The organism is Glaciibacter kafniensis (genome assembly GCF_039538945.1).
Classification (GTDB): Bacteria; Actinomycetota; Actinomycetes; order Actinomycetales; family Microbacteriaceae; genus Cryobacterium; species Cryobacterium kafniensis.
In genome coordinates, this window is sequence record NZ_BAABCN010000012.1 from 383 (window position 1) to 24,722 (window position 24,340).

Sequence of the window (24,340 nt, forward strand, 5' to 3'; positions counted from 1 at the left end):
CAACAACAACCGACTGCACCAAGCATTGGGCTACCTGACACCGGCCGAGAAACTCGCCGAGCTTCGACCTATGGCAGCATAGAAAATCTATCCACAGGACACTGACCGGAATCCCTGGGTCGGCCCAGCCAGGTTTGCTCGGCGTTTTGCAGAATCTCCTCCTTTACGTAATGGCACACGTGTGCAACGGGGCAGGCACTTATCGACACACCCCGAACGCCCCGGTTGATCGTGAGATCGCCGGGGCGTTCGGCGTCCGCGCTTGGTGTCGGAGCGCGGTGTCGGAGCGCGGCATCGACGCTCGGCATCGGCGCTCGGCATCGACGCTCGGCATCGACGCTCGGCATCGACGCTCGGACGTGCGCTTGCCGTTGCTGCTCACCAGGCAGACGAGTAGCCTGAAATCGTCATTCGTGAAGCCGCACCGGAGCGACAATGTGGCGTTGCCACTCGACGGCGCGAGACGGATGCCTGAGAAGCCCAGAGCCACATGGTGCTGCACATCGATCTGATTGTTCTGCACGCGGCCTTCGCGACGGTCGCGTTCGGACTCGGCTGCGCCTTGATGGCCGTGCTCCCCGAGTCGGCGCGTTCGCGACGGTTTATCGTCTACTACTGCTGTGTCTGGGCCGCCGTAGCTTTTCTCGTCGCAGCCGTCTTGGTCGACTGGCCACAGCTGCCACTCGTGAAACGTGTCGCGTTCGGTGGCTTGTCCCTACTCGGGCTGTATCTACTGTGGCGAACAGATCGCGCGCGCGCATCGCTGCTGCAGCGTCGGGCGGGATGGAGCACCGCTTTCGTGGGGCACATCGGGTTCGTGCTGATTAGCCTGTTCGACGGTTTCTGCATCGTCACAGCCATCGATCTGCACCTTCCACCGCTCGTGATCGCCCTCGTCGCCGTGCTCGGCGTCGTTGCCGGAGTGGTCGTCATCCGGCGCGTCGCTCGGCGTGAGCAAGGGCGTTCCGCCGCTGCTGCCGGAATCGGGGCACGGTGAACGTGACCAGTGCCGCAATGACCAGTGCCGCTATGTCCAGTTCAGCAACGACCGATGCAGAGCCGAAGGGAGAATCGACATGACCTCAACCGATCCAGGAAGCGATGACGAATCCAACCCGCTCACACGAGGCCGACCGCTCGGAGGGCGCACGGGAGTCGCCGTCGCCTCGCTCGTGCCGCTCACCTGCCTCGCCTTGTTTCTGATTTTCGGGTTTCTGGGCGGGTGGGTCTGGAGTTGGGTTTTCTTTCTCGTCATCCCGCTCGCACTCCTCGTGATCTTCGGACCTCGAGATCGGCGGAGCGGTCGGCACTGATCGATCCGCGTCCGGCCATGGCTTCGGCTAGGGCTTCGGCTATGGCTTCGGATCGGACCGCGACCCGGTGTTCGACGGAGGCCCCTCCCGGCGCGCGCCCCGGGCATCCGCTCTGCGATCGTAGAGCGCCTGCAGCGGCCAGCCGAGCAGCAGGATGAGCAGCGCAAAGAAGTTGATCGCCGGCACCAGCACACCGATCAGCAACGCCACGAAAAACAGTGTCGTCGCGACGATGCTGGCGAAGACTTTGCGGTCGTCAATCGGATTCGTGTCGAGCTCCAGCTGCGGATGGCCGCGCACCAGGAGAGTCATCGACGTCAACAGCAGGCTACTGACGGCCATCGTGCCGATGTAGAAGGCGATGCTGGTGGCGGTCGTGGGAAATTGGGAGATGATCTCGGTCGGCAACGGCAGAAGCACCACGGTGAACGCCCACAACAGATTGAGCACGAGGAGCCTACGGGTGTAGGACGTGACGTGCTCGAACATCGCGTGGTGGGTCATCCACAGGCGGGCGATCACGGCAAAACTCAAGGCGAATGCCGCGAGCCCGTCACCGTTGTCGCGCAGAAACTGATCGATTGAGAGCCCCTGCTGTGCGGACTGCGCCACAGAGTCAACCAGCGGCAGAATGAGCAAGGTGATGGCGATGGCTGTCACGGCATCCGTGAAGAAAACGACCCTGTCAAGGCCCCGCGTCGTTGGCATGCGCTCAGTATTGCGTGCGCCATGCGCTGCGGCCCGGCATTACCGGGCGCGGCACGGAATTGGTCCAGGGGCGCCCAGGGCTGCCCCGGCGGCCGCTCAGCCCACCAGGCGCTTCAGGTCGAGTTCATTTGACGCATCTCCCGACGGATGCGCCGCAGCACCGCCTTCTCGTCGTTGATCCATGCTCGGAGGTCCATGAGCTGGCACCTCAGCTGCTCCGCGTCGACGAGGCGTTCCTCCAGCAGATACCCAGCGAGGTATTCCGTCATGCGCAGCTGGGTGGTTCGTTGCTCCAGATCGTCGGGTATCCAGGGAGCGCGCACGAACTGCAGCAAGACGAAGATCAGGTCGTCGGCGTGCATCGTGCGGGCGACGGCGCCCTCCCGGGTAAATTGCCGTTCCGCGGCCAGAATCTCTCGGTCTGCGCTGACGAGAATCCGCTCGCCCTCGGTCTCCAGGCATTCCCGCAGCCGTTGCTCGGCTAACTCGATGCGCGAGCGAGCCAAGCCGGTCTTGTTGGCAATCGACCTGTCGAAGAACTGCCGCAGGATGGGGTCAATGGTGGGTCGTAGAGTTTTCATGCGCCCATGCTCGCGCGCACCACCGACACGCTCGATCTCCGTCACCCGCTCGGCTTCGCAGCTGCCCCAACTAGGCTGGACGGATGGCCGATCCCGTCGATGACCCCGCTCTCCGGGGCGCCTTTCGCGCAGCCGGAGTGACCCACGAGCCCGGCCTGGTCAACGATCTCCTGCAGCAGATGGCCCGCTTCTCGCCGGAGAGGGCATCGATGTGAACGCCCCGTCGACGTTCGACACGGAGTCCCTGAACGCTGCACTCGGACGCGCGGTCGAGAACACAGATCTGGAAGGTTTTGCACCGGTCGGTGCCACCCGCACGCGCACCTTGACCCTGCTTCGAGCGACGTCGAACGCGATCAACGAGGGCAGCCCGCAGGTTGCCGAGACCATCATCCGCAAAATCAACCCTGAACCAACGACAGGCGAACCGTCTGTCGCTCATATGATCGGGGTCAGCTTGGGCCTTCTCGACCTATGGCACGACGATCCGGATCTCACTCAGACGCTTGCGCGCGCTCGTGCACCGCGCTGGGCCAGCCGTTCCCGTGCTGCGGGAACGGACATCATCTCCCTGGCGAGCAAGGGCCGCGCGTTTGACTCCATCGGGTCGCTGCATCGTCGGTACAACGCAGGTGAAATCCTCAACGGCAGCATTCTCGCGGTCACCGGAACCCTCCAGATCTGGGCGGAATCCACGAATCAGAGCGTGCGTGGACTTGGCAAGACGGTGTTGACTCAGGCGACGTAAGGGATTCGCGCGGGCGATCCCACCAGCCGTTCTCGAGCGGCAGAGCGACGCTGCCGAGAGACGCGGCAGAGCGACGCCGCCCGTAGTCCCGTCGGCCCAATAATCCGAATAACCGGATCAACGATCCCGATTACGGCCGGGCTGCATACGCCCGCATGAAGACGCCAACACCGGCGGTCATGCTCCGTCTGACCTCATCGGGGTCGGCGCGAGCGGGGTCGGGCTGGTTGTTGTAAGCGAGAAGCACGGTCAGAGCGGTGAAATGATCGGCGGCTTGGCGCGGATCCGAGATGTCCAGAAGGCCACGCTCAGCGAAGTGCGCCAGGCGTTCCGCGATGGCTTCCTCGGGCGCCGCGGAGTCCAAAAGCGTTGGGGCTACCGGCAGTAAAGCACGGTGCTCCTTGGTGAGGGTGAGCGCCGCGGCGTAGTCGGCGGAACCGACGACTGTCGTGCCGATCTCGATGACGAAGGCGGCCAGCGCCTGCTCAAGATCCTGCATGGTGCGGATGGCGACATCGTCAGCGAGGTGCTCGTCGAGGGCTGTGTACAGCGCGCGCAACAGTGACTCACCCGCGTCTTCGACGACCTCGGCCAGCAGGCGCACCTTGTCGCCGTAATAGTCATACACCGTGCGCTTCGAGACGGTGGCCTGCGCGGCGACGGCATCCATGCTGGTGCGCTCGAAGCCGTCGCGTAGAAACAGCTCGCGGGCCGCGGCGAGGATTGCGGCACGCTTCGTCGCGGAGCCTTCGCGCAAGCTCTTCTTCGTGCTCGGTGCGGTCATCGGTTACCTCCGACGACGATTCTACACTGACCGGTGTACTAACTACACTGCACGGTGTAGTGTCACAGTCATGACTCTTTCTCCCCCACTCACGTCCCCTGTCCCACCGCCGGTCTCGCAGCGCCGGCTGAACCTGATCAGCCTGGTGCTGGTGCTCGGATTGATCACCACGATCCTTGACACCACCATCGTGAATATCGCGCTGGATCATCTGCACACCGCATTCAACGCATCCGTCGCCGACACCCAGTGGGTTGTCACCGCCTACCTGCTCGCCTACGTCGCCGTCATCCCCATCTCGGGCTGGGCATCCGAACGGTTCGGCGCACGCCGAGTGTGGATGTTTGCGGTCACCGCCTTCCTGGTCGGGTCGCTGCTCTGCGGCCTCGCGTGGAACCTGCCGGCGCTGATCGGCTTCCGGGTGCTGCAGGGCATCGGTGGCGGCATGGTGCTGCCCGTCACGATCACGATTCTCACCCGTGCCGCCGGCAAGGCGCGGATCGGTCGCGCCATCGCGACGATCGGCCTGATCGGCCAGCTCGGTCCGATCCTCGGCCCGATCATCGGTGGCTCGATCATCGACTCGATCGGATGGCACTGGCTGTTCTACGTCAACCTCCCGGTCTGTCTGGCCGCTCTCGTGCTGGCACCCTTCTTCCTGCCGACGGGCGAGACGGATCGCACTCGCTCGCTCGATGCACTCGGCGTCGTGCTCTTGACTCCGGGGATCGTTGCCGTCGCGTACGGGATCAGCCAGGCGGTCGGGGTCGGCGGATTCGCTGCGGTCGGAGCCTGGCTCCCCCTGATCATCGGCGCCGCTTTCATCGCCGCGTTCGCCCTCCATTCCCTGCGCGCCAAACGCCCCGCGCTGCTGGATGTGCGACTCTTCGCTCGCCGCAGCTTCGGCCTGAGCAGCGTGATCACTTTCGCCGGCGGATTCTCGCTCTACGCCTTGATGTTTCTGCTGCCGATGTTCTACCAGCAGATCCGCGGAGAATCGGTGTTCACCACCGGCCTTCTGCTCATTCCGCAAGGCCTCGGGACGATGTGCTTCATCCTGCTCAACCGTCGCCTTGCCGGCCGCATTGACACCCGCTTCGTCATCGCCGGCGGCGTCATCGTGACCATGATCGGCATCCTGCCCTTCGCACTCGCCGCATCCACCGGCGGAGATGTGCTGCTTCTGGCCGGCCAGTTCTTGCAAGGCTTTGGCATGGGCGCCGTATCGCTGCCCGTGATGACGCTCGCCTTCGCCGGCCTCAGCCATGCCGAAACGCCGCGAGGCAGTGCGGCGTTCAGTGTCGTGCAACGCGTCGGCGCCCCGTTCGGCGTCACCGTGATCGCGGTCATTCTCCAGAGCTACCTCACCGGTGCGACCACCGCGCCGGAGGCCTTGGGCGCATTCACTGCGACCTTCTGGTGGGTCTTCGCGCTCAGCCCGATTCCGCTTCTTCTCGCGCTGCTGCTCCCCGCCGCGTCGAAAGCGACCACTCCGGTGACAGCGTCGGCCGCGCCTGCCGAGCCGATCACTCCGGGCGCGCAGATCGCTCCGGCCGAGGCACGATCCCCCGCCCCCGTGGCTCAGTGAATGATGGCGGTCACGGCTCGACAGTCACGGCTTGACGGTCACGGCTAAGCGGTCACGGCTAAGCGGTCACGATTCGACGGCCGGCGGGAGAGAAACGGGTGAGTGTGACGTTCCTCTCCCGCCGACATCCGCCTACTTCACCAGCGCCGCCCGATACCGCTCATACTTCGACTTGCCGACGAGCCGCCAGATCATCCGCACCGGCGCCGGCAGGTTCTTGTGCTGCCACTCGACGCCACCATCCGGTTGCGCGGCCAGGATCGCCCCGAGCTGAATGAACGTCTTGCCCTTCGGAGTGGACTTGCGGCCATGCTCGGCGAGCGCGTCGACATCCGCCGGGGTCAGCACGGTCTCCATCACGGGCACGATGTTCGTCTCTTCGTCGGGCAGGTGCACGGCGAGCGCCGCGTTGATGCCGGTGAGCGCGGCGGTGACGGATGCGGCGTCCTCGGCGCGTCCGCTGGCGCGCCAGGCCGGCAGGCTCGCGTCGAGCTCCCGCAGGTGCACGAGCATCTCGGCGTGCTGCTCTTTCATGCGCCCGACATGCGCGGCGCACGAGGGAGCCTGGCTCTCAAGTCGGTCCCAGAGCATGGTGTCTTCGCCTTCGTGATGCCCGTGCAGGCCGACCGACAGCATCGCCAGGTAGTCGCCGACGTGCTCGGCGTGCTCCGCATCGCCCGCGACGACCCCGCGCACGAGTGTTGGACCTTCGCCGAATCCGGCCCGAAACATCCGGTGGATCTCGGCCATGCCGCTCGCGTCGCAGGTCTTGACGCCGCCGGGGGCGCTGTGCCGGCCGGGCTCGCTGTGCCGGTTGGGGTCGCTCGCGTCGTCGCCGGGGTTGGCGCCGCTGGAGGGAAGTGCGTGTGCGGGCATGGGGGCTCCAATCGTCGGGAAGTAGCCGCTGGAACCCTATTCCGAGTGGCGGCCGGGCGGCAAGGGGTTTCTTACTACCACTTCGTTGGTTGAGGAGCGCCCGACGAAGTCGGCCGTGTCTCGAAGGTATGAGGGCCATTTCGTTGGTCGAGGAGCACGCGACGAAGGAGCGCGCGTCTCGAGACCCGGCGAGCCGACCTCCAAACGCAACCCAGTTCAGAGATCTCCCCCACTACGCTCGAAACAATGCCTTCCACTAAGAGTCGCTCGCCCCGCACTCGCACTCGCACCCGCTCCGGCCCCGCCAGCTACCTCGCCCCCATCACCTTCCTCCTCGCCGCCCTCATCATCAACAGCCTCTGGCCCCTCCCCCTCTGGGTCGCCGGACTCTACCTGGGTGCCAGCATCCTGTGCTTCATCGTCTACGCGGTCGATAAGTCCGCGGCGCGTGCGGGGCGCCGGCGAGTGTCGGAACGCACCCTGCTGCTCCTCGGCCTGATCGGTGGCTGGCCGGGTGCCGTCGTCGCCCAGCAGACGCTGCGACACAAGACGCAGAAGGTCAGCTTTCGCCGGGCCTTTTGGGTGAGCGTCGTTGCCAACGTTGTCGTCTTCGTCGTGCTGGCCACACCGCTGGTTTCAATGCTCGTCGAATGGGCGGCGAACCAGCCGCGCTGACCGTGCGATCACGCGGCCCGAGACATCCGTCAGTCGACGCGTGAGACAGCAGCGTCCCGTCGGTACCTACCCGATCGCCACGATCAGACACAGCCCGGCCAGAACCAGACTCACCGGCGTCATCAGGTTGCGCTCGGGTTTGCTGCGGGAGATCCCGTTCATGAGCACGCCGAGCGCGAAGTAGCCAGTGAGCACCCACATCGCCACGGTGACGAAGGTGGCGCTCGTGATGACCGATGTCAGCTGCGCCGCCTCGAGCACGATGAATGCAAACATCGCGTAGAGCACGATCGACACGGCGCTGCCGATGCGCAGGCGAGACGGCAGCACCTCGTGCTGGCCGCCCCAGGCGAACCGGCCGAGCGGCAGTCCGGCGATCAGCAGCAGCTGGAAGATGGCGAGGAGTCCCAGGATGATACAGATGAGGATGGCAGCGGTTGTTGTCATAGGGTCAGCTTAGGGAGCTGCCTGTTGAGAGGCACGGTGCCAAATGGGGTCGCGCCCAATCTCTGCCACGAACGAAGAGGGGCGTCAGCGCATACCGATTGCGATTGTCCATCAGCCGGAGAGTGCGTAGGCCGTACCGAAAGTTACCCCGGCCGTTGGTCGAGGCGGTATGCGCCCCACAGATCTGGTCCCGGGCACACTACACAGGCGCTCGGGTCGCGAAATACTCGTAAAGACTTTGTTCGATGGGACTTTCCAGCCCGAGTTGCATTGTGACAACGTCAAGCCCCTTTTCGCCGTCCCCGGACATTTTTGTCTGGCGAGCATCTCGCGAGATGGCCTTGCCCAAATAGTAGAAGTCAGTTCCTTCAGCGTCGTCCTTCTTCGCGAACAGGTGAAGCGGAATGCGATTCTCTACGATCGCCTTCACCTCACCACTTGCAAGGGTGCGTTTGCTTCGCGTAAACCAAGTCAAGGAGGACTGGTCGAGAAACGCGTCTTCATACTTTGTGCTCTCGGAAACCTCGTCGCCCTTGTGATAGGTGACGAAGATGGGGCAGCTGTTCGAATAGAAGTCGACTTTGTACCCGAAAATATTGCCTTGCTGATTGGATTCCCAATTGAGCAGGCGACAGACATCCTTCCGAGAATATCGTTGGCCCACTTCAAGCTGGCCGCTCCATTTGTAGCGATGACGCGAAAGATAGAGGCCTGTCTCAATCACATCGCGCACGTGAGATTGAAGGAGAAAATTTGCTCTCCACGCAGTCGAAAGCTTCTCACCGAGCGAGTATGTACTGTCGTGGAGGGCAACGATCGGCTCCGACCCGTACTTGGCGATCTCCGGAACCGTGTAGAAGGACAAGCTCAATACGCGCATCACAGATTCAATAGTTGCCGAATCGTGTGCAAGGCCGTGCGACTCGAGCAGACTCTTGAAAAAGCCTGTCGTGACTTCTCCATCCGACAGGAGTTGATTGAGAAGCAGCAACTCATGGGGTCGCTTGCCATTGAGCAGTTCCCCGGACAGGAACGTAAGTACCCGGCCTTCATACTCAGTTGGTTGGGCGTCGGTCGCTCCTACCTTGTTCAAGAACCGCCAGTAATTCTTTTGCTTGGTCGCGATCACGTTTGGATCGACCAAATCGAACCGAGCGAAGTCAATGAGTCGGGGCGGTCGGCCCAAACGGTTCTTGAGCTCGACGAATGACTTTTTGAGGTTCGTCATACTGTCGAGCTTTGTGGCCGCGAGAGAAGCAAATATTCGCTCTCGAGAGATTGCGTCAAAGTTCACACTTGAAAGACCAGCAATTGCGCCGGCCTCCTGCGCATCGATGATCTTCTTGCGGATCGAATCTTTGCTCAGCGAGCTGTCGCCGAACAAGGCAATCGGAATCAAGTAGTTGTTGTCGTAGTTGCCGATGAAGTCGATCACCACAAGGTGATCCTTCCCCGCGGCCTTACGCAGCCCTCGACCTAGCTGCTGGGTGAACACGATGCTCGACAGCGTCTGGCGGAGCATGACTACCTGATTTACCGACGGGATATCGATGCCCTCATTGAAGATGTCGACGGTCGCGATGTAGTCGAGGTCGCCACCTTCCAGCATCTGCACTGCAGCTTCGCGCTCTTCGACAGAGTTCTTCCCGCTCAGGGCGAGTGTTCGGAGCCGTCCCCCATGAACGCTGCGTTGGTTCAAAAGCGTCGATAGTTCCGCCGCCTCATCGTTCCTGCTGCAGAAGATCAGCCCTCGTACAGGCACTCCCGCGTGCCCATACGTCTCAATTGCCGAGACGAGGTGGTCTACTCTTTCATCAGCTATCAGCCGACCGAGATCTGAAAACTGATCTATGACTTCGCCGTCTCGTACGAAGTCAGTGACGCCATAGTAGTGAAACGGCGCCAACATGTCTGCTTCGAGCGCCTTCTGCAAGCGGATCTCGTATGGCACGTTGAAACCAAACAACTCAAACACGTTGAAGTCGTCAGTGCGCTCCGGGGTCGCAGTCATCCCGAGCAAGAAGTCGGGCTCTAGATAATCAATGAGCCGTCGATAGCTTGCCGCCCCAGCCCGGTGGACCTCATCAATGAGCACGTAGTCAAATGCCCCGGGCTCAATCGCATGAAGATTTTCCAGCCGAGATAGGGACTGAATCGATGCGAAAACGAAACGGCGATCAAGCTCCTTTCTCGTGCCCACAAACTTGCCGAAGTCTTCGTCAGGCGCACGAAGCACGCGTTTGAACTCCTCGATCGCGCGATCGAGGATCTGCTCCCGATGCACGACGAACAACATGTGTTTGGGCACGTAGGCACGTACATCGAGTGCCGAGAGGATTGTCTTTCCGGTGCCGGTCGCGGAGATGACCACGGCGCGGTTCTCCCCCGCATCGCGCAACTTCTGTATCTCAGAGAGTGCTTCCACCTGCATTGTGTTCGGGACAACGACCCCGGTAGGCAGGAAGTCGTCTGAGGACGATTCAGCCACGCCGGACCCCCGCTTCGACTCGCGAGGCTGCGGAACCCACGTCGATGCATATTCGTCGATCCAGGCTGGTGTGAGAGCAACAGAGGCATCGACGTGTGTCTGAACGGCGCGACCCAGCTGTTGCACGATGTCGCCATCAGGAAGTGCTGAGAAGCGAAGGTTCCATTCGTGGTTCCTCAACAACGCAGACTCAGTCAAGTTTGAGCTGCCGATAATCGCAGTTGTACTCGCGTCTTGCTCGAATATGTAGCCCTTCGCATGAAATCCGGCACCGGAGTCAGGGTGCACGTAGACCTCGACACCCACGAGATTGAGGAGTTCACGGAACGCTGCCGGCGAGTTGAATCCAAGATAGGTGGATGTGATGATCGTGCCGGTGCCTCGAAAGTCGAGGAGGGCCTGTTTGAGCATGGCAATCGCGCTGGGCGTGATGAAGGCGACAGAGAAGACGAACCCGTTCGAACGTTTGAGCTCATCGAGGATCGCTTTGAGCATCGTGTTGCGCCCTGTATTCGAGACAAGGGTCGGGTGGAAGACCTGGCCAGCATCGACCCGAGAGTCTAGGAACCCGAACGTGTTGTCGAGCGTCAACTGACGAAGGGTTTCGCTCACCCCTGGAAGTCTTTCATTACCCGCTCAACTGCAGGAATGTCGGCGGGAGCCCACTCAAGCTGATCCAGCTCGGCGGCATCTACCCATCGGATTTCTGAATGCTCTGTGAGGCGAGGCTCGTCACCGATGAGCGAGCAATAGTAGGTCGTAAGGATGACGATTCCGAAGTCGTACTCGTGCTCGGTGGTTTCGATGAACTCACCAATTTCAGCGGAGCAAAGCAACTCCTCTTCGAGCTCGCGGAGTAGTGCCTGCTCTGGCGTCTCGTTTAGCTCAATCTTTCCTCCGGGGAATTCCCACATGCCGGGCAGAGACATGGTCGAACTGCGCTGAGCCGCAAGGATCGTCTTTCCTCGAGTGAGGACAGCACCGACCACGTTGATTCTTTTCTTCAAGTCTGTACTCCGATGCTTGGCCGCCGATGACTATTGCCAGCCTAGCCAGCGCAGGAGGTCCGGGCCTCGCGACATACGCAGCGCGGCGCTGTCAACACCTCATCACGGCGTGCCGCCCAGGGACCGATACCAGCCTGCATCGGATGCGAGGTCGAGGTACATATCACGGCGCCTCACACTCATCGCTAATTCAAGGGGTCGTGCGATCAAATTCCGATATTGCCAGGGCATTCGGCTACCGTGCTTTCTCCACCAGGTCGAGCGTTGGATCGCGGGGTGTCGGTGGGCCCAGCTAGCGTTGCGCACAACATGAGTGATGCTCACCCAGTGCCGCCACCCACAACGATGAAGGCACCGACTCAACGAGATTGCCGCGCGTGCAACTGAGGAAGCCGCACAATGCAGCTTCACGTCAAGATTTCAAGACGGAGGATCCGGTGAACCAGGAATCAGTACGAATGCAACAGAAGCTCCAGCGCCTCATGGCGGAAGCGGAGGCCGAGGCGAGGGCCAACGAGACGGAGGCCGCATTGCTCCGCAAGCAGGGATACAGAATTGTCAGTGAGGAGTGGTCCGCGCTCATGGCAGAAGCAGCATCCTCGCAGCAGGACGTGCGCCGGACGCAACTCAATCTCATCAACGCAAAGATTGAAGTGAGCAAACTGATCTCCGGCCCACGTTCACGGGCGTTTGCAGCGGCTGGTCGCCAAGCGGCGGACTTGGTCGCAGCTGCTGAACGCGCGCGAGAGGACGCGCTCGAGAAGGCGATGACACACACCGCCGAAATCAACGATGCGACCGATGAAGAAGCGCGGAAGCGCTACCAGTCGGCGTTGTTCTCCACGACGGTCTTCTTTGACGAAGTGGTGAGGCAGGCCGCGGAACTGCTGGAAGCCGCAGAAGCTGACGTGAGCGACTTGTGGAAGGAGCGCGCTCAACGACCATGATCAGGTGCAGACTCCCCTTCGTCGCTATCTGATGAGATGGGGATGCCGCTCAACGGCACGGTTGTCGCTCGGCAACGCGACAGCGCGCACCCCCGACGTCACTCCTTCGGTGCGACCTCGGGGTGGCCGAGCACGACATGAGAGCGCGTGTGGGTGAGGTAGTCGTCGGCCCAGGACAGCAGGGCGGATGCCTTCTGCCTGGCTCCCGAGAGCAACGCCACGTGCACACCCAACCAGGCAATGAACGCCAGCGGCCCCTGCATCTGCACCCGTTTGCGCCCGATCTCCGCGACGGCGGCTCCCCGGCCCACCATGGCCATGTAGCCCTTATCCGTGTAGCGGAACGGCTCGCGCGTGCCACCGGTGAGGTCGGCGTGGATGTTGCGCGCGGCCCACGCCCCGGACTGCTGGGCGACCGAGCCGAGCTGCGGCAGGTGCGCGCCACGGGCATCCGTGATGTTCGCCGCATCGCCGAGCACGTAGACGCCGTCGACATGCGGCGCGGTCAGATCCGCCCGCACGTCGATGCGACCGCCCCGGCCCTGCGGGAGGCCGGAGCCGCTCAGGATGTCGCCCGCCTTCAGTCCGCCCGCCCACACGACGATCTTGCTGGGGATCGTGGTGCCGTCGGCGAGAGTCACGCCGTCGTCACGCACCTCGGTCACGCCGGTGCCCATGTGCAGCCTGACGCCGGCTTTGATGAGGTGCTTGCGCGCGTAGGTCTGCGACTTCACCGAAAACGCGCCGAGCACGGAGGGCACCAGGTCGACGAGGTGCACGTGGCAGCGAGCGGCCAGCGCGGTGGAGAAGTAGCCGGGAACGACGTACTTGATGTTCTCGGCGATCGCACCCGCCGTCTCCACCCCGGTCGGCCCGCCGCCGACGACCACGATGTTCACGCTGCCGGCCCCGGCACTCTCGCGGTCGGACCGGTCGAGCAGGTTCACCATCGCTCCGCCGAGGCGAGTCGCGTCGAGGAGCGAGTAGAGCGGATAGGCGTGTTCCTGGGCGCCCGGGGTGTTGAAAAAGTTCGGCTCGGCGCCGGCGGCGAGCACCAGGATCTCGCCCCGATAGGTGGTGCCGTCGACCGTCGTGACCGTATGAGCCGCGGCGTCGACCGCGGTGACCTCGTCGGTGAGCACCCGCACGCTCCTTCGACGGTGGAAGATCGCCCGCAACGGCCTAGAGACTTCGGACACCCCGATCTGCGAGGTGGCGACCTGATAGAGCAGCGGCTGGAACTGGTGATAGTTGTTCTTGTCGATGAGCAGCACTTCGATGCCCTTGCGGCCGAGGTCGCGCGCTGCAGCGACTCCGGCGAACCCGCCACCGACAATGACGACCTGGTATGTCTCAGTCATGCCCCGAAGCGTACGCCTGGGTGAGGCTTGACGGCAGGGCCGGGGTGACGGGTGCCCGGTTGTCGACCTTCGGGTGTCGGCAGAAACCTCCTGGATTGCGGAACGGTCAGCGCAAACCGCACCGCTTGTGCGGCATCCGTTGTCACTTGCGGTATCTGAAGCGCCGGAGCAGCATGAAGAACTGCACGCGCACCGAAAGATTCATGCATATGTATGGAATTATTCGCCGCGAGACGCGGTTGTTACAAGAGATCGGCCAGCCGGTCACCACCAAGAGTCGCGGGTCGGTATCCCGCGGAGGAGGACAAAATTATGGGTAACTTCGAAGGCAAGACAGCACTCGTCACGGGCGGCGGCTCCGGACTCGGAGAAGCGATTAGCAAGGACCTCGCGAAGAACGGCGTCAACGTCGTTGTCGTCGATCTCAATCTCGACGGGGCGAAGCGCGTCGTGGACGAGATCACGGCTGCGGGCGGCACAGCCGTTGCGTTCCAGGCCAATACCGCGGTCGCCGAAGACAGCAAGAAGGCCGTTGACTTTGCACTCGAGACCTATGGCGCTCTGAACTACGCGGTCAACAACGCCGGCATCGGTGGCGCCAACGCTCCCGTCGGTGACGTCGATCTGGAGGATTGGGACCGCGTCATTGCAATTAACCTGAGCGGCGTGCTCTACGGGATGCGCTATCAGATCCCGGCCATCCTCGCGGCTGGTGCATCAGAAGGCGCCATCGTGAACATGGCGTCGATCCACGGCACCGTTGCGGCTCCCGGAAATGCCGCCTACACCGCCGCCAAGCACGGCGTGGTGGGCCTCACTAAGAACGCTGCGGCCGAATACGGAGCCCAGGGCTTGCGCGTCAACGCGGTCGGCCCCGGCTACATCGAAACGCCGCTGCTGGTCTCTGCACCGAAGGAGATCCTCGACGGGCTTGCGGCGAAGCATCCGCTCGGCCGCCTCGGACAGCCGGACGAGATCGCAAACCTCACCACGTTCCTGCTCTCCGACAAGGCCAGCTTCATGACCGGGTCGTACGTGCTCGTTGACGGTGGCTATACCGCCGTCTAAGCACTAGTTCTTGTGAAGAGGCCGCCCTTCGGGGTGGCCTCTTTGCTGTGGATGTTCATGCGGCCAGTCAGCAGGCGTGCCGACCGTGCTGCCCTTTTGCTGATGCTGTCCTATTGCTGACGCTGTCCTATTGCTGACCAAGCGCGGTGAGCCCGCGTTCGACCGCGATCGCCGTGAGTACTTCGACCCGGCTCTGACCGGTCAGCGGCAGAACCTGAATCGCAACGTGGTCCGCGCCTGCCGCATAGTGCTCATCGATGCGGGCACCGATCGCTTCCACGGAGCCGAGACCGAACACGGCGTCGACCAAACGATCGCTGCCGCCACTCTCCAGGTCGCTCTCATCAAAGCCGAAACGTAAGAACGTGCCCGTGTAGTTGGGGAAACCCAGATAGCCGGCCAGAAACTCGCGCGCCCTGGCCCGGGCGAGCTCGAGGTCCGGCTCGAGCACGACGGCAAGCTCCGGGGCGAGAATCGGTGCCGCACCCAGCGTCTGGCGAGCGGATGCCGTGTGCGCGACAGGGACCAGGTACGGAATGCTGCCCAGGGTTCGCTCTCCGGCCAATCGCAGCGCGAGGGGGCCCAGCGCGGAAAGCACTCGCCGATCGACCGGCACGGGCACCGGCTGCGCATCCATCTCGAGCAGATAACCGCGCGATTTCGCCAGCGGCTTCTGCCACGTTCCCAGCTCGTTCTTGGCCACCAGCGGCGCATGACTCGGCCCCACGCCGAGGTAGAACCGCCCCGGGTAGTCCGCTTCCAACGCGTGGAAGGCGGCAGTCGCATCCGTCGGAGACTCGGCCCACATGTTGGCGATCGAGGTGCCGACCTTCGCGGTTGTCGTGGCAGCGAGCACCTCACGCACCTCATCGAACACGCCTGAGGCGGCGCCGCCCGCGAGCCAGATGGTGTCGTAGCCCAGCGTTTCCGCTGTCTGGGCCACAGCGTCTCTCTCGTCGAGAGGCAGGCTCCTCGACAACCAGATGCCAAGCGGTCCGAAAGGGTTGCGCACTGAGGTCATGAGCCGACCCTACCCGCGTTCTGTACCTCTTGATTGTGTCTTGCCCGCACCTTCGCAACCTCGACCTCGCCGTCGTAGCCGGCCGGACTCTGGACGACTACGCCCGTCTGAGAGTTCAACCTCTCGGCGACGACAAGTACGTCATCAGCGCGGCGATCAGCTGCGGGCCGACGAGCACGAGCAGAGCAGCCACCGCCACGACGCCGAGCAACTTCCACAGGGTGCGCCGCACTCGCGCTGAGCGAACCTCGCGCGTGAGCGCGTCGAAGCGCTCCTGCGCATTCTCGGTCGGAGGAAGAGTAGCGGGCGGCCAGGTTGCCGGGTCGTCGAAGATCGCGGCGAGCTCAAGCGCCTCTGCGGCACTCATCACGGCGGGGCGCGCCAGAAGCCAGCGCCGCAGGCTGCCGGCGGTGAGCACTTTCACCGTCTCCGATGGTTTCTTGATCGACAGCGACTTGGGACTGACCAACGCGAGTACTGGCTGCGCGGGCGCGAGCTGTGGCATCCGCTCGGCGAGCATTTTTGTGACCCGCTTCGCCTCGAATTCAGAGTTGCGGATGTGCGGCTGCTTCTGCCCGGACACCATCAGCGTGCGCCCGGCCACCCAGACGGCCTTGTCTCTGTGGTGCTTCGTGTTGATGGTGAAGACGCCGCCCGGGCCGATGATCAAGTGATCAATATCGGCGCCTTTTGTGCCGATGGGGACGGCGTGGAAGACCATCCACTCCGGCGGCATCCCGTCGAGGATCGCGCCGACGACGATCTCGCCCTGTGCGCCCTGATACCAACTGAGGCTGTCGGCGCCCAGCGGTGAGTACCCAAAGAATCGCCCGAAGCCGGTTCGCGGCGGCGTGCGGCTCTGTTGCCGCAGCAACTCTTCGATCACGGCTTGTGCGGCGAATTGTTGTCGCATGCGTGGCATCTCGATCGTCATTGGTCCCCTGTCGCCTATGTCGAATCTAATTGGCGCGCCCCTGCCAGGCGTAGCCCCAGAACGGGCTCGACAGCACGGGTGCCACCCCCAAAGGCCCACCACCCCGGCCGACACGCACCGATGACCACCGGCTCACCCGCACCTCGGGATACGGTCGAAAGTTCGTGCCGTTCGCCACCAGGAGTTCCATGCCCCACCCCGCCCACCCCGCATCCGCTGAGCGTCAGAGCCCCTCGCCTCGCAAACCGAAACTGCCGCGCAGCACCTGGATCGTCGGGGCGCTCGCGCTGGTTCTGCTGATCATCGGGGTGTCGACGACGGGCATGCAGGGGCTCCTGATGATGGGCGGCCTTCTGGCCCTCATCACCGGCGCGTATGCGCTCGTGACCGGCCGCGCATCATGGGCGCGTCTGCCCTCGCGCAAGTTCGCTGCCGCGGTTCTGGCCGCCAGCCTGGTTTCGATCGTAATCGGCACGTCGCTGGCGCCCGATACCGGCGGCTCGGATTCCAGCGCGCTCGGCGCATCGGTCGCCCACCCCACCCCGACGCCGGTTGCCTCCCCGACGCGCACCGCAACTCCCACACCTACTGCGACTCCTATTGCGACTCCTTCTGACACGCCTGCCTCGGCAGTGTCCGCGGCAGACTCCTCGACCGCACTCGCCCAGCTCGCCACCCTCCCGGTCAAGGGCAAGGCGCCGAAGACCGGCTACGACCGCACGGGAATGTTCGGCTCGGCCTGGCTCGACGTCGATAGAAACGGATGCGACACCCGCAACGACATCCTCGCGCGCGACCTGACCGAGATTGCCAAGTCCGGCTCGTGCCGTGTGCTCACCGGAACCCTCGCCGATCCCTACACCGGCACCCAGATCGCGTTCGTGCGCGGAAACGCCACTTCCACCAAGGTTCAGATCGACCACGTCGTCGCCCTGCAGAACGCCTGGATCACGGGCGCGCAGCAGCTCACGCAGGATGCGCGTGAGGCTCTCGCGAATGACCCGCGCAACCTGCTCGCGGTCGACGGACCGACGAACTCGGCCAAGGGCGCGGGCGATGCGGCGACGTGGTTGCCGCCGGAGAAGTCGTTCCGCTGCACGTATGTGGCGCGACAGATCGAGGTCAAGGCCGCCTACGGTTTGTGGATCGCCCCGGCCGAGCACGATGCGATGGAACGGGTGCTCGGGGCATGTGGCGGGGCGGCTGTCGCGCCGGTGCCGGTTGCGGTTCCTGAGCCGGTTGCTGCTGATCCCGCGCCGGTCGTCGTGCCAGTTCCCGTTCCCGTCGAGCCTGCGCCCGCACCGGCACCCGAGCCGGCGCCCGCTCCTGCACCCGAACCTGCTCCGGCGCCCGCTCCCGCTCCCGCGGTCAACGTGCACCCCGGCGGATTCTGCTCCAATCCAGGCGAAACGGGCGTCGCCGACAACGGCCGCACCTACACCTGCGGCGGAAAGGGTGCCGACGCAAACGGCAAGTTCCACTGGAATGCGTAGCACTCAGCCCCGCATGCGCTCTCGCTCACGCCGTCGACATCCACGCCGATTAACCGGAGATCAAACCAGGTCGTTGTGTGGCTAACTCCGGCAATCCCCCGACCCCGGCATCCTGACCCGCGTCTTTCCGGGCCTGGCCCCCGCGAATCGGACGAATTACCGGAGTTAGCCACCAACACGGGCGGCTCCAGCCGCTACCGCCGCTACTTGTCGTCGCTGCTACTCGGTTCCGCGCCCGTGCTCGCCGCCGTGCTCGCGCGACGGCGACGGATGAGGAACACCAGGATTCCGAGCGCCAGGAGCACGCCCCCGACGATGAGCGGCGCGGAGACGTCGGCGCCGGTCGAGGCCAGAGACGTCGGCGCCGCCGGTTGTGCCGAGGCTGAAGGCGCCGGCGTTGGAGTAGAGGTCGGTGCCGGAGTAGGTGTCGGTGTCGGTGTCGGAGTAGGTGTCGGTGTCGGTGTCGGTGTCGGTGTCGGAGTAGGTGTCGGTGTCGGTGTCGGTGTCGGTGTCGGCGTGACGGGCGTGGTGACGTCCGGAATCGGGCCGGTGGTCGAGACAGCCCCGATGGTCTGGTTGGCCAGCACCGAGAACCAGATGGTCTTGCTGAGCGGCGTGCCATCAGCAGCGGTCGCCTCGGCAATCAATCGGTGGGACCCCGGCTCGACGTGGGCCGGCAACGAAACGGTGGCCGTGAGAGTGCCATCCGCATCCGCTTCGGAATCGAGCAGCACGACCGGCGTCGAGTGCATGGTGACGATGACCGGTGATCCCGGTTCCGAGCCGCTCGCCGAAAGGGCGCCTGTTGCACCGCCGACGGGCGTGCCCGCGACGAAATCAGCGACGAAATCAAATGTCGGCACGACGACGAGGGGCTCTGCGGCTCGCGTGACCGTGATCGTATAGCTCTTGGTCGACTCGTCCTGAGCCGTGACGACGACCGTGACGGTGTTCGCACCGACGTTCAACGCGACGGGCGCCGAGGCGCTGCCGCTCGTCGTCGCCGTGCCATTCACCGTGACGGATGCCGTGGCATCCGCAACAGATGGAGTGACGGTCAAAGAGTCCGTGACATTTTCGACCGCTGCCGAGTACGCGGTCGTACCGGCCGCGAACGCCGGATCGAGCGACCCAGCCGACAACGCGAGCGCAGCCAGATCGGCGTTTTCTGAAGCAGCGCGCGTCACCGTCACCGTGTAGGTGTTGGTCGACTCGTCCTGAGCGGTGACAACGATCGTGACGGTGTTGCTGCCAACATCCAGCGCGACCGGCAAGGAGGCGCTCCCACTCGCAACCGCCGTGCCATTCACCGTGACGGATGCCGTGGCATCCGCAACAGATGGGGTGACGGTCAAAGAATCAATACCGTTCTCAACCACTGCCGTGTAAGCGGTCGTACCGCCAGCGAACCCGGGGTCGAGCGACCCAGCCGACAAGGCGAGCGCAGCCAGATCGGCATTGGCCGACGCAGCACGCATCACGGCAATCGTGTAGGTCTTGGTCGACCCATTCTGTGCTGTGACGATGACCGTGACGGTGTTCGCACCGACGCTCAACGCGATGGGCGCCGAGGCGCTGCCGCTCGTCGTCACCGAGCCGTTCACCGTGACGGATGCCGTGGCATCCGCAACAGCTGGGGTGACGGTCAAAGAATCAATCGCGTTCTCGACCGCGGCCGTGTACGCGGTCGCACCGGAAGCGAACTCGGGGTCGAGCGACCCGTCCGACAAGGCCAGCGCAGCCAGATCGGCGTTGTCTGAAGCAGCACGCGTCACGGTAATCGTGTAGGTCTTGATCGACCCGTTCTGTGCTGTGACGACGACCGTGACGGTGTTCGCACCGACGTTCAACGTGATCGCCGCTGACGCGTTCCCGCTTGTCGTCGCAGCGCCATTCACCGTGACGGATGACGTCGCATCCGCGACCGTCGGAGTGACAGTCAGAGAACTAGCGGCGTTGTTCACCGCCGCCGCATAGCTCGTCGTACCGGCTACGAACGCCGGGTCGAGCGACCCAGCCGACAAATCGAGCGCGGTCAGATCAGCATTGCCTGAGGGGGCTGCTCGCGTCACGGTAATCGTGTAGGTCTTGGTCGACTCGTTCTGTGCCGTGACGACGACCGTGACGGTGTTCGCACCGACGTTCAACGCGATCGCTCCTGACGCGTTCCCGCTTGTCGTTGCAACACCGTTCACGGTCACGGTGGCGCTGCCAGCCGCCACGGTTGGCGTGACCGTGAGTGAAGTTGTGGTGAAGCCCACCGATGCCGCGTAACTCGTCGTACCTGACGCAAACACGGGGCTCACAGTCCCGGCGCTGAGAGTCAGATTCGAGAGGTCGGCATTGGATGATGCCGCGCGCGTCACCGTGACCGTGTACGTCTTCGTGGTCGTGCCATCCTGTGCCGTCACAACCACGGTGATGGTGTTGCTGCCGACGGCCAGGGCGATAGCACCAGATGCCGCTCCGCTTGCGGTGCTGACGCCGTTGACCCTAATGGTGGCGCTGCCAGCCGCCACCGTCGAGGTCACCGTGACCGCTGTCGTCGCATTGCCCACCGATGCTGTGTAGCTCGTTGTACCGGCTGCGAACGCGGGGGCGAGCGACCCGGACGACAAAGCGAGCGCGGCCAGATCAGCATTTGACGATGCCGCGCGCGTCACGGTGACTGTGTATGTCTTCGTGGTCGTCCCGTCCTGCGCCGTCACAACCACGGTGATGGTGTTGCTGCCGACGGCCAGGGCGATAGCACCAGATGCCGCTCCGCTTGCGGTGCTGACGCCGTTGACCCTAATGGTGGCGCTGCCAGCCGCCACCGTCGAGGTCACCGTGACCGCTGTCGTCGCATTGCCCACCGATGCTGTGTAGCTCGTTGTACCGGCTGCGAACGCGGGGGCGAGCGACCCGGACGACAAAGCGAACGCGGCCAGATCAGCATTTGACGATGCCGCGCGCGTCACGGTGACTGTGTATGTCTTCGTGGTCGTCCCGTCCTGTGCCGTCACAACCATGGTGATCGTGTTGCTGCCCACATTCAGGGCGATGGCACCGGATGCTGTTGCACTTGCGACACTGACACCATTGACGGTGACGGATGCCGCGGCATCCGCCACGGTCGGGGTCACCGTGATCGACGTCGTCGCGTTACCCACCGATGCCGTGTAGCCCGTCGTGCCCCCGGCAAACACCGGGGCGAGGGTGCCCGAGCTGAGCGCAAGCGCACTGAGCGAAGCGTTCGTTGAGAGCGGCGGGGTGGGGTCGTTGACCACGAAGTTGTTGAAGCCCTCGTAGAACAGCGTCGCACCGTGGTCAGGCAGGGCCGCATAGCTGCCGCCATTCGACGTGATGCGAACTTCGTCGACCATTGTGAACGCGCTGTTGAGTGTCACGGTTGACCCGAAATTGACGAGTGAGAAAGGCTGCACCGCGTTCGCAAGCGGCACCCCATTGAGATATCCCGTAGCGGTGTAGAGCGCGCCTGATTCCATCGGGTCTACCATTTCGAAGCTGGTCAGCGCGAACGGAACATTGCCGGCGGTGCGAAAAATGAGGCTGTGGACGGGGGGAAATTCGGCCGACCCATCGTCGTAGTGAAGAGTGGGGACAAGGTCGTCGCCGACAAACAAGCCGTGGGGAATCACGAAGCCCGTTGGTATGTTGCCGCTGTTGGAAAAGTGCAGCTGGTAGGTCGTGCCGATAATGTCGCCGACCTGACCATCATCGGTGAAAATCGGCACGAGGAATGCTTCCTCAGCGGTGTTCGCGGGGATGCCGACCGTCCCTGCGACGGATGCGGCATTGGCCGGCGCGACGCCGACGGCCGACAGACCCGCACACGCGAGAAGGGCGACGAGCGCCATAGCGGCCAGACGGACGGGTGCGAAGCTGACAAGACGCATTCTCCCAATTTATGGGAGACGATGAAAAAGTAGCGATTGATCTGAGCGGATGCCCCGAATTGGGGGTGCTGTGGCGTAACAGGCCCGTCGCGGGCAAACGCGGGCAGGCTCACCGGGTTCGGCTCACAGAGCTTGACTCAAAGGGTTGGACTCGCTGGGTTGGACTCGCTGGGTTGGGCTCGCTGGGTTGGGCTCGCTGGGTTGGGCTCGCTGGGTTGGACTCGCTGGATTGGGCTCACTCCCCTACGCGACAGCCGCCTTCTGCGCACTTCGCGGCAGCAGCAGCGCAGCCAGAATCGCCGTCGCCAGATACACCGCGCCCTGCACTTCGAGCAGCGGCACTGTGCCGAGCGTGGTCTGCAGCATCCCGGCCGCAAGCATCCCCGCCGCCTGACCGAGCGACATGATGAGCCCGAGCGCCGCGAAAACGCTGCCCCGCTCGGCATCGTCGCTGCCGAGCTGCAGGATGCTGACCAGGCCGGCCCCCATGAACACGCCGGGGGCGCCGACGATCACGAACAGCACGACGTAGAGCCAGAGCTCGTTGGTGATGAACGGCAGGTTCCAGGTCACGAGTGAAATGATCGCGAAGGCTGCCACGCCGAACACGCTCAGCTGCCGCATGTCGGCCTTCGCCGCGACGAAACCGAGCAGCAGGCCGGCCCCGATCGCGCCGATCGCTTGCACGCCCCGCAGCAGTCCGACATCCGCGTCGGAACCACCCAACGTCTCGGTGACGAAGAAGACGAAGAGCACCACGAAGAGGCCCTGCGCGATCGAAGCGGTGAAGAACACCACGAAGGCCCCGCGCAGCCGGTGGTCTCTGAGCACGCGAAAGATGCCCGATTTCACCGGGCTCTCAGCGGATGTCCGCGGCCGGGAACGCGGGAGCGTCGCGACGAGCACGGCCGACGCCGCGTAGCTGACGAAGTCGACGGCAACGACCAAGCCGAGGTCACCGATGGCGAGCAGCACCCCGCCCAGAGGGCCACCGACGAGACGGCCCAGGTTCTGGTTCAAGCCGACGAGCGCGTTGGCGGAGACGATGCGGTCGGCGCCGACGAGTTCGGGCAGCAGGGCGTTCTTCGCCGGTTCGAACGCCGCACTGAACATCGCTTGCAGTACGATGACGAGGTAGACGAGCGGCAGATCGGCTTCGGTGCGCACGAACATCAGTGGGATCAGCGAGAGCGCCTGGCCCACATTGACCGCGCACATCAGCATCTTGCGGTCGAAGCGGTCGACGATGCGCGCCACGAAGGGCGCCAGCACGACCGCCGGTACCAACTCGAGCAGGAACGCGAGTGAGGTGGCGAGTGCCGAACCGCTCAGTTGCAGCACGACGAGTGGCAGCGCGATGAAGAGGAGCCAGTCCCCCGCATCCGAGATGAGGCCGGCCGCCCAGAGCCGACGGAACGGGGCGCTGGCGAAGGCGGAGCCGGCGCCGGCGCCGCGTGACGGTGTGGCGGCGGGTGGGACCGACGACAATACCGGTGTTGACGCCGCACCCGGTTCCGCGTCTGCCGCCGCGTCATGTGTCAGGTCCGGTGTCACACCTGGCATCACTCCTGTCACTTCAACCGGTGCCTCACCCGGTGTCACACCCGGTGTCACGCCCTGTGTCACGCCCGGTGTCACGCCCGGTGTCACGCCCTGTGTCGCATCCGTCATGGCCGGCCAAACTGCGGCCGCGGAAACGCGGTCAGTGAAACGTGCGCGTGACCGGCGCCGTCTGGCGCGTCGGTGCGCGTCGCAGCCAGGAAGGGCCGGAGCACGGCGTCGATCTGTTCGGTGATGATGCGGAGCTCGTCGGGTGTGACTTTCAGCCCATAGGTGGCGTGCATCTCGGCCTCGCGCCACTCCTCGGGAAGGGTGTCGCGCGTGCGCACATGCTCGCGGGCCAACTGATAGTCAAGCTGCAGGGATGCCTCAAGCATGGCGTCGACGCCGGCGTGCCCGGCCGAGCCGTCGGAACCGTCGGGCAGCTCTGTGGTGAATCCGGTGATGGTGGCGCGCCAGGGCTTCGTGCGGCCGTCGGTCGACTCGTCAGCGACGACGAGCCCGTGGCGTGCGAGAGTGCGCAGGTGGTAGCTGCAGTTGGAGGGGGTGTCGCCGACCGCTCGGGCGCATTCCGACGCGGTTGCCGGCCCGGCCGACATGAGAAATCCGAGCACATCGAGACGCACCGGATGCGAGAGGGCGTCGAGCACACCGGGGTCGGTGAGATTGGGGCGGTGTTCGTCTCTGGGCTGCTCGTTCACTGGTCGCTCCTCGCTGAGTCTTCATTGACGTTTCACTGTCACTGTCGCTTCACGTTCCCGTCAGTTCTGAAAGCGTCTTTCAGACTCTAGCCAGCGTCGGGATGATCTGCAAGAGGCTTTCAGGTCATACCGCATAATGAA

At 64.0% G+C, this 24,340-nt stretch carries 23 protein-coding genes; 9 read left to right on the forward strand and 14 right to left on the reverse strand.

Annotation, left to right across the window (positions count from 1 at the left end; genetic code table 11):
• Positions 1-490: 490 nt before the first annotated feature.
• Together ABD791_RS16110 and ABD791_RS16115 are read left to right on the forward strand one after the other, a co-directional pair.
• Complete coding sequence (locus tag ABD791_RS16110) at positions 491-997, forward strand: hypothetical protein (protein ID WP_345068566.1); 507 nt, start codon at positions 491-493, stop codon at positions 995-997.
• Positions 998-1,076: 79 nt separating this feature from the next.
• Entirely contained in the window at positions 1,077-1,313 is a 237-nt protein-coding gene (locus ABD791_RS16115) for a hypothetical protein (protein WP_345068568.1), read from the forward strand.
• A gap of 39 nt (positions 1,314-1,352) precedes the next feature.
• On the opposite strand, the gene ABD791_RS16120 is transcribed toward ABD791_RS16115, so the two are convergent.
• Together ABD791_RS16120 and ABD791_RS16125 are read right to left on the reverse strand one after the other, a co-directional pair.
• Complete coding sequence (locus ABD791_RS16120; protein ID WP_345068569.1) at positions 1,353-2,021, reverse strand: TMEM175 family protein; 669 nt, start codon at positions 2,019-2,021, stop codon at positions 1,353-1,355.
• A 113-nt stretch (positions 2,022-2,134) separates the two neighbouring features.
• The gene (locus ABD791_RS16125; RefSeq protein WP_345068570.1) at positions 2,135-2,602 is read right to left on the reverse strand and encodes a hypothetical protein; all 468 of its coding nucleotides are present in this window, start codon (positions 2,600-2,602) and stop codon (positions 2,135-2,137) included.
• Between the two features lie 83 nt (positions 2,603-2,685).
• On the opposite strand from ABD791_RS16125, the gene ABD791_RS16130 reads away from it, so the two are divergent.
• On the forward strand, positions 2,686-2,817 hold the full coding sequence (locus tag ABD791_RS16130) for a hypothetical protein (RefSeq protein ID WP_345068571.1): 132 nt from the start codon (positions 2,686-2,688) through the stop codon (positions 2,815-2,817).
• Positions 2,814-3,350: a hypothetical protein gene (locus ABD791_RS16135; RefSeq protein WP_345068573.1), complete on the forward strand. Its 537-nt coding sequence runs from the start codon at positions 2,814-2,816 to the stop codon at positions 3,348-3,350. Before ABD791_RS16130 ends, ABD791_RS16135 begins: the two co-directional genes overlap by 4 nt.
• A 130-nt stretch (positions 3,351-3,480) precedes the next feature.
• On the opposite strand, the gene ABD791_RS16140 is transcribed toward ABD791_RS16135, so the two are convergent.
• Positions 3,481-4,134, reverse strand: a complete 654-nt coding sequence (locus ABD791_RS16140; RefSeq protein ID WP_345068575.1) for a TetR/AcrR family transcriptional regulator — start codon at positions 4,132-4,134, stop codon at positions 3,481-3,483.
• Between the two features lie 70 nt (positions 4,135-4,204).
• Here ABD791_RS16140 and ABD791_RS16145 point away from each other — a divergent pair, with 70 nt between their 5' ends.
• Entirely contained in the window at positions 4,205-5,722 is a 1,518-nt protein-coding gene (locus ABD791_RS16145; RefSeq protein WP_345068578.1) for a DHA2 family efflux MFS transporter permease subunit, read from the forward strand.
• A gap of 132 nt (positions 5,723-5,854) precedes the next feature.
• Here the strand turns inward: ABD791_RS16145 and ABD791_RS16150 are convergent, their stop codons facing one another.
• Positions 5,855-6,598: a hemerythrin domain-containing protein gene (locus ABD791_RS16150; RefSeq protein WP_345068580.1), complete on the reverse strand. Its 744-nt coding sequence runs from the start codon at positions 6,596-6,598 to the stop codon at positions 5,855-5,857.
• Between the two features lie 246 nt (positions 6,599-6,844).
• Between ABD791_RS16150 and ABD791_RS16155 the strand changes: the two genes are divergently transcribed.
• Positions 6,845-7,273, forward strand: coding sequence for a DUF1294 domain-containing protein (locus ABD791_RS16155; RefSeq protein WP_345068582.1), 429 nt, complete (start codon positions 6,845-6,847; stop codon positions 7,271-7,273).
• Between the two features lie 66 nt (positions 7,274-7,339).
• On the opposite strand, the gene ABD791_RS16160 is transcribed toward ABD791_RS16155, so the two are convergent.
• The 3 genes from ABD791_RS16160 to ABD791_RS16170 form a co-directional block, all read right to left on the reverse strand.
• Positions 7,340-7,720 carry a hypothetical protein gene (locus ABD791_RS16160; protein ID WP_345068583.1) on the reverse strand — a complete coding sequence of 127 codons (381 nt, stop codon included), beginning with the start codon at positions 7,718-7,720 and terminating at the stop codon, positions 7,340-7,342.
• Between the two features lie 199 nt (positions 7,721-7,919).
• Complete coding sequence (locus tag ABD791_RS16165; protein ID WP_345068585.1) at positions 7,920-10,820, reverse strand: DEAD/DEAH box helicase; 2,901 nt, start codon at positions 10,818-10,820, stop codon at positions 7,920-7,922.
• Positions 10,817-11,215, reverse strand: a complete 399-nt coding sequence (locus ABD791_RS16170; protein ID WP_345068586.1) for a (deoxy)nucleoside triphosphate pyrophosphohydrolase — start codon at positions 11,213-11,215, stop codon at positions 10,817-10,819. The genes ABD791_RS16165 and ABD791_RS16170 overlap by 4 nt, the downstream gene beginning before the upstream one ends.
• A gap of 458 nt (positions 11,216-11,673) precedes the next feature.
• On the opposite strand from ABD791_RS16170, the gene ABD791_RS16175 reads away from it, so the two are divergent.
• Positions 11,674-12,162, forward strand: a complete 489-nt coding sequence (locus ABD791_RS16175) for a hypothetical protein (protein WP_345068587.1) — start codon at positions 11,674-11,676, stop codon at positions 12,160-12,162.
• 98 nt (positions 12,163-12,260) lie between these two features.
• Here ABD791_RS16175 and ABD791_RS16180 read toward each other — a convergent pair whose 3' ends face one another.
• Positions 12,261-13,523: an NAD(P)/FAD-dependent oxidoreductase gene (locus tag ABD791_RS16180; protein WP_345068589.1), complete on the reverse strand. Its 1,263-nt coding sequence runs from the start codon at positions 13,521-13,523 to the stop codon at positions 12,261-12,263.
• A 312-nt stretch (positions 13,524-13,835) separates the two neighbouring features.
• On the opposite strand from ABD791_RS16180, the gene ABD791_RS16185 reads away from it, so the two are divergent.
• Complete coding sequence (locus ABD791_RS16185) at positions 13,836-14,591, forward strand: SDR family NAD(P)-dependent oxidoreductase (protein WP_345068591.1); 756 nt, start codon at positions 13,836-13,838, stop codon at positions 14,589-14,591.
• Positions 14,592-14,718: 127 nt separating this feature from the next.
• On the opposite strand, the gene ABD791_RS16190 is transcribed toward ABD791_RS16185, so the two are convergent.
• The 3 genes from ABD791_RS16190 to ABD791_RS16200 form a co-directional block, all read right to left on the reverse strand.
• Positions 14,719-15,612, reverse strand: coding sequence for a TIGR03620 family F420-dependent LLM class oxidoreductase (locus ABD791_RS16190; protein ID WP_345068593.1), 894 nt, complete (start codon positions 15,610-15,612; stop codon positions 14,719-14,721).
• Between the two features lie 115 nt (positions 15,613-15,727).
• Positions 15,728-16,525 (reverse strand): nuclease-related domain-containing protein, encoded by a 798-nt coding sequence (locus ABD791_RS16195; RefSeq protein ID WP_345068595.1) that lies wholly within the window; start codon positions 16,523-16,525, stop codon positions 15,728-15,730.
• 46 nt (positions 16,526-16,571) lie between these two features.
• Entirely contained in the window at positions 16,572-16,736 is a 165-nt protein-coding gene (locus ABD791_RS16200; RefSeq protein ID WP_345068597.1) for a hypothetical protein, read from the reverse strand.
• Here ABD791_RS16200 and ABD791_RS16205 point away from each other — a divergent pair.
• The gene (locus tag ABD791_RS16205; RefSeq protein WP_345068599.1) at positions 16,735-18,039 is read left to right on the forward strand and encodes an HNH endonuclease family protein; all 1,305 of its coding nucleotides are present in this window, start codon (positions 16,735-16,737) and stop codon (positions 18,037-18,039) included. The genes ABD791_RS16200 and ABD791_RS16205 overlap by 2 nt on opposite strands.
• 203 nt (positions 18,040-18,242) lie before the next feature.
• On the opposite strand, the gene ABD791_RS16210 is transcribed toward ABD791_RS16205, so the two are convergent.
• From ABD791_RS16210 to ABD791_RS16220, 3 genes are all read right to left on the reverse strand, one after another.
• On the reverse strand, positions 18,243-21,938 hold the full coding sequence (locus ABD791_RS16210; RefSeq protein WP_345068600.1) for a beta strand repeat-containing protein: 3,696 nt from the start codon (positions 21,936-21,938) through the stop codon (positions 18,243-18,245).
• A gap of 243 nt (positions 21,939-22,181) precedes the next feature.
• The gene (locus tag ABD791_RS16215; protein ID WP_345068601.1) at positions 22,182-23,609 is read right to left on the reverse strand and encodes an MFS transporter; all 1,428 of its coding nucleotides are present in this window, start codon (positions 23,607-23,609) and stop codon (positions 22,182-22,184) included.
• Positions 23,606-24,199 (reverse strand): winged helix-turn-helix domain-containing protein, encoded by a 594-nt coding sequence (locus tag ABD791_RS16220; protein WP_345068602.1) that lies wholly within the window; start codon positions 24,197-24,199, stop codon positions 23,606-23,608. Before ABD791_RS16220 ends, ABD791_RS16215 begins: the two co-directional genes overlap by 4 nt.
• Positions 24,200-24,340: the final 141 nt, after the last annotated feature.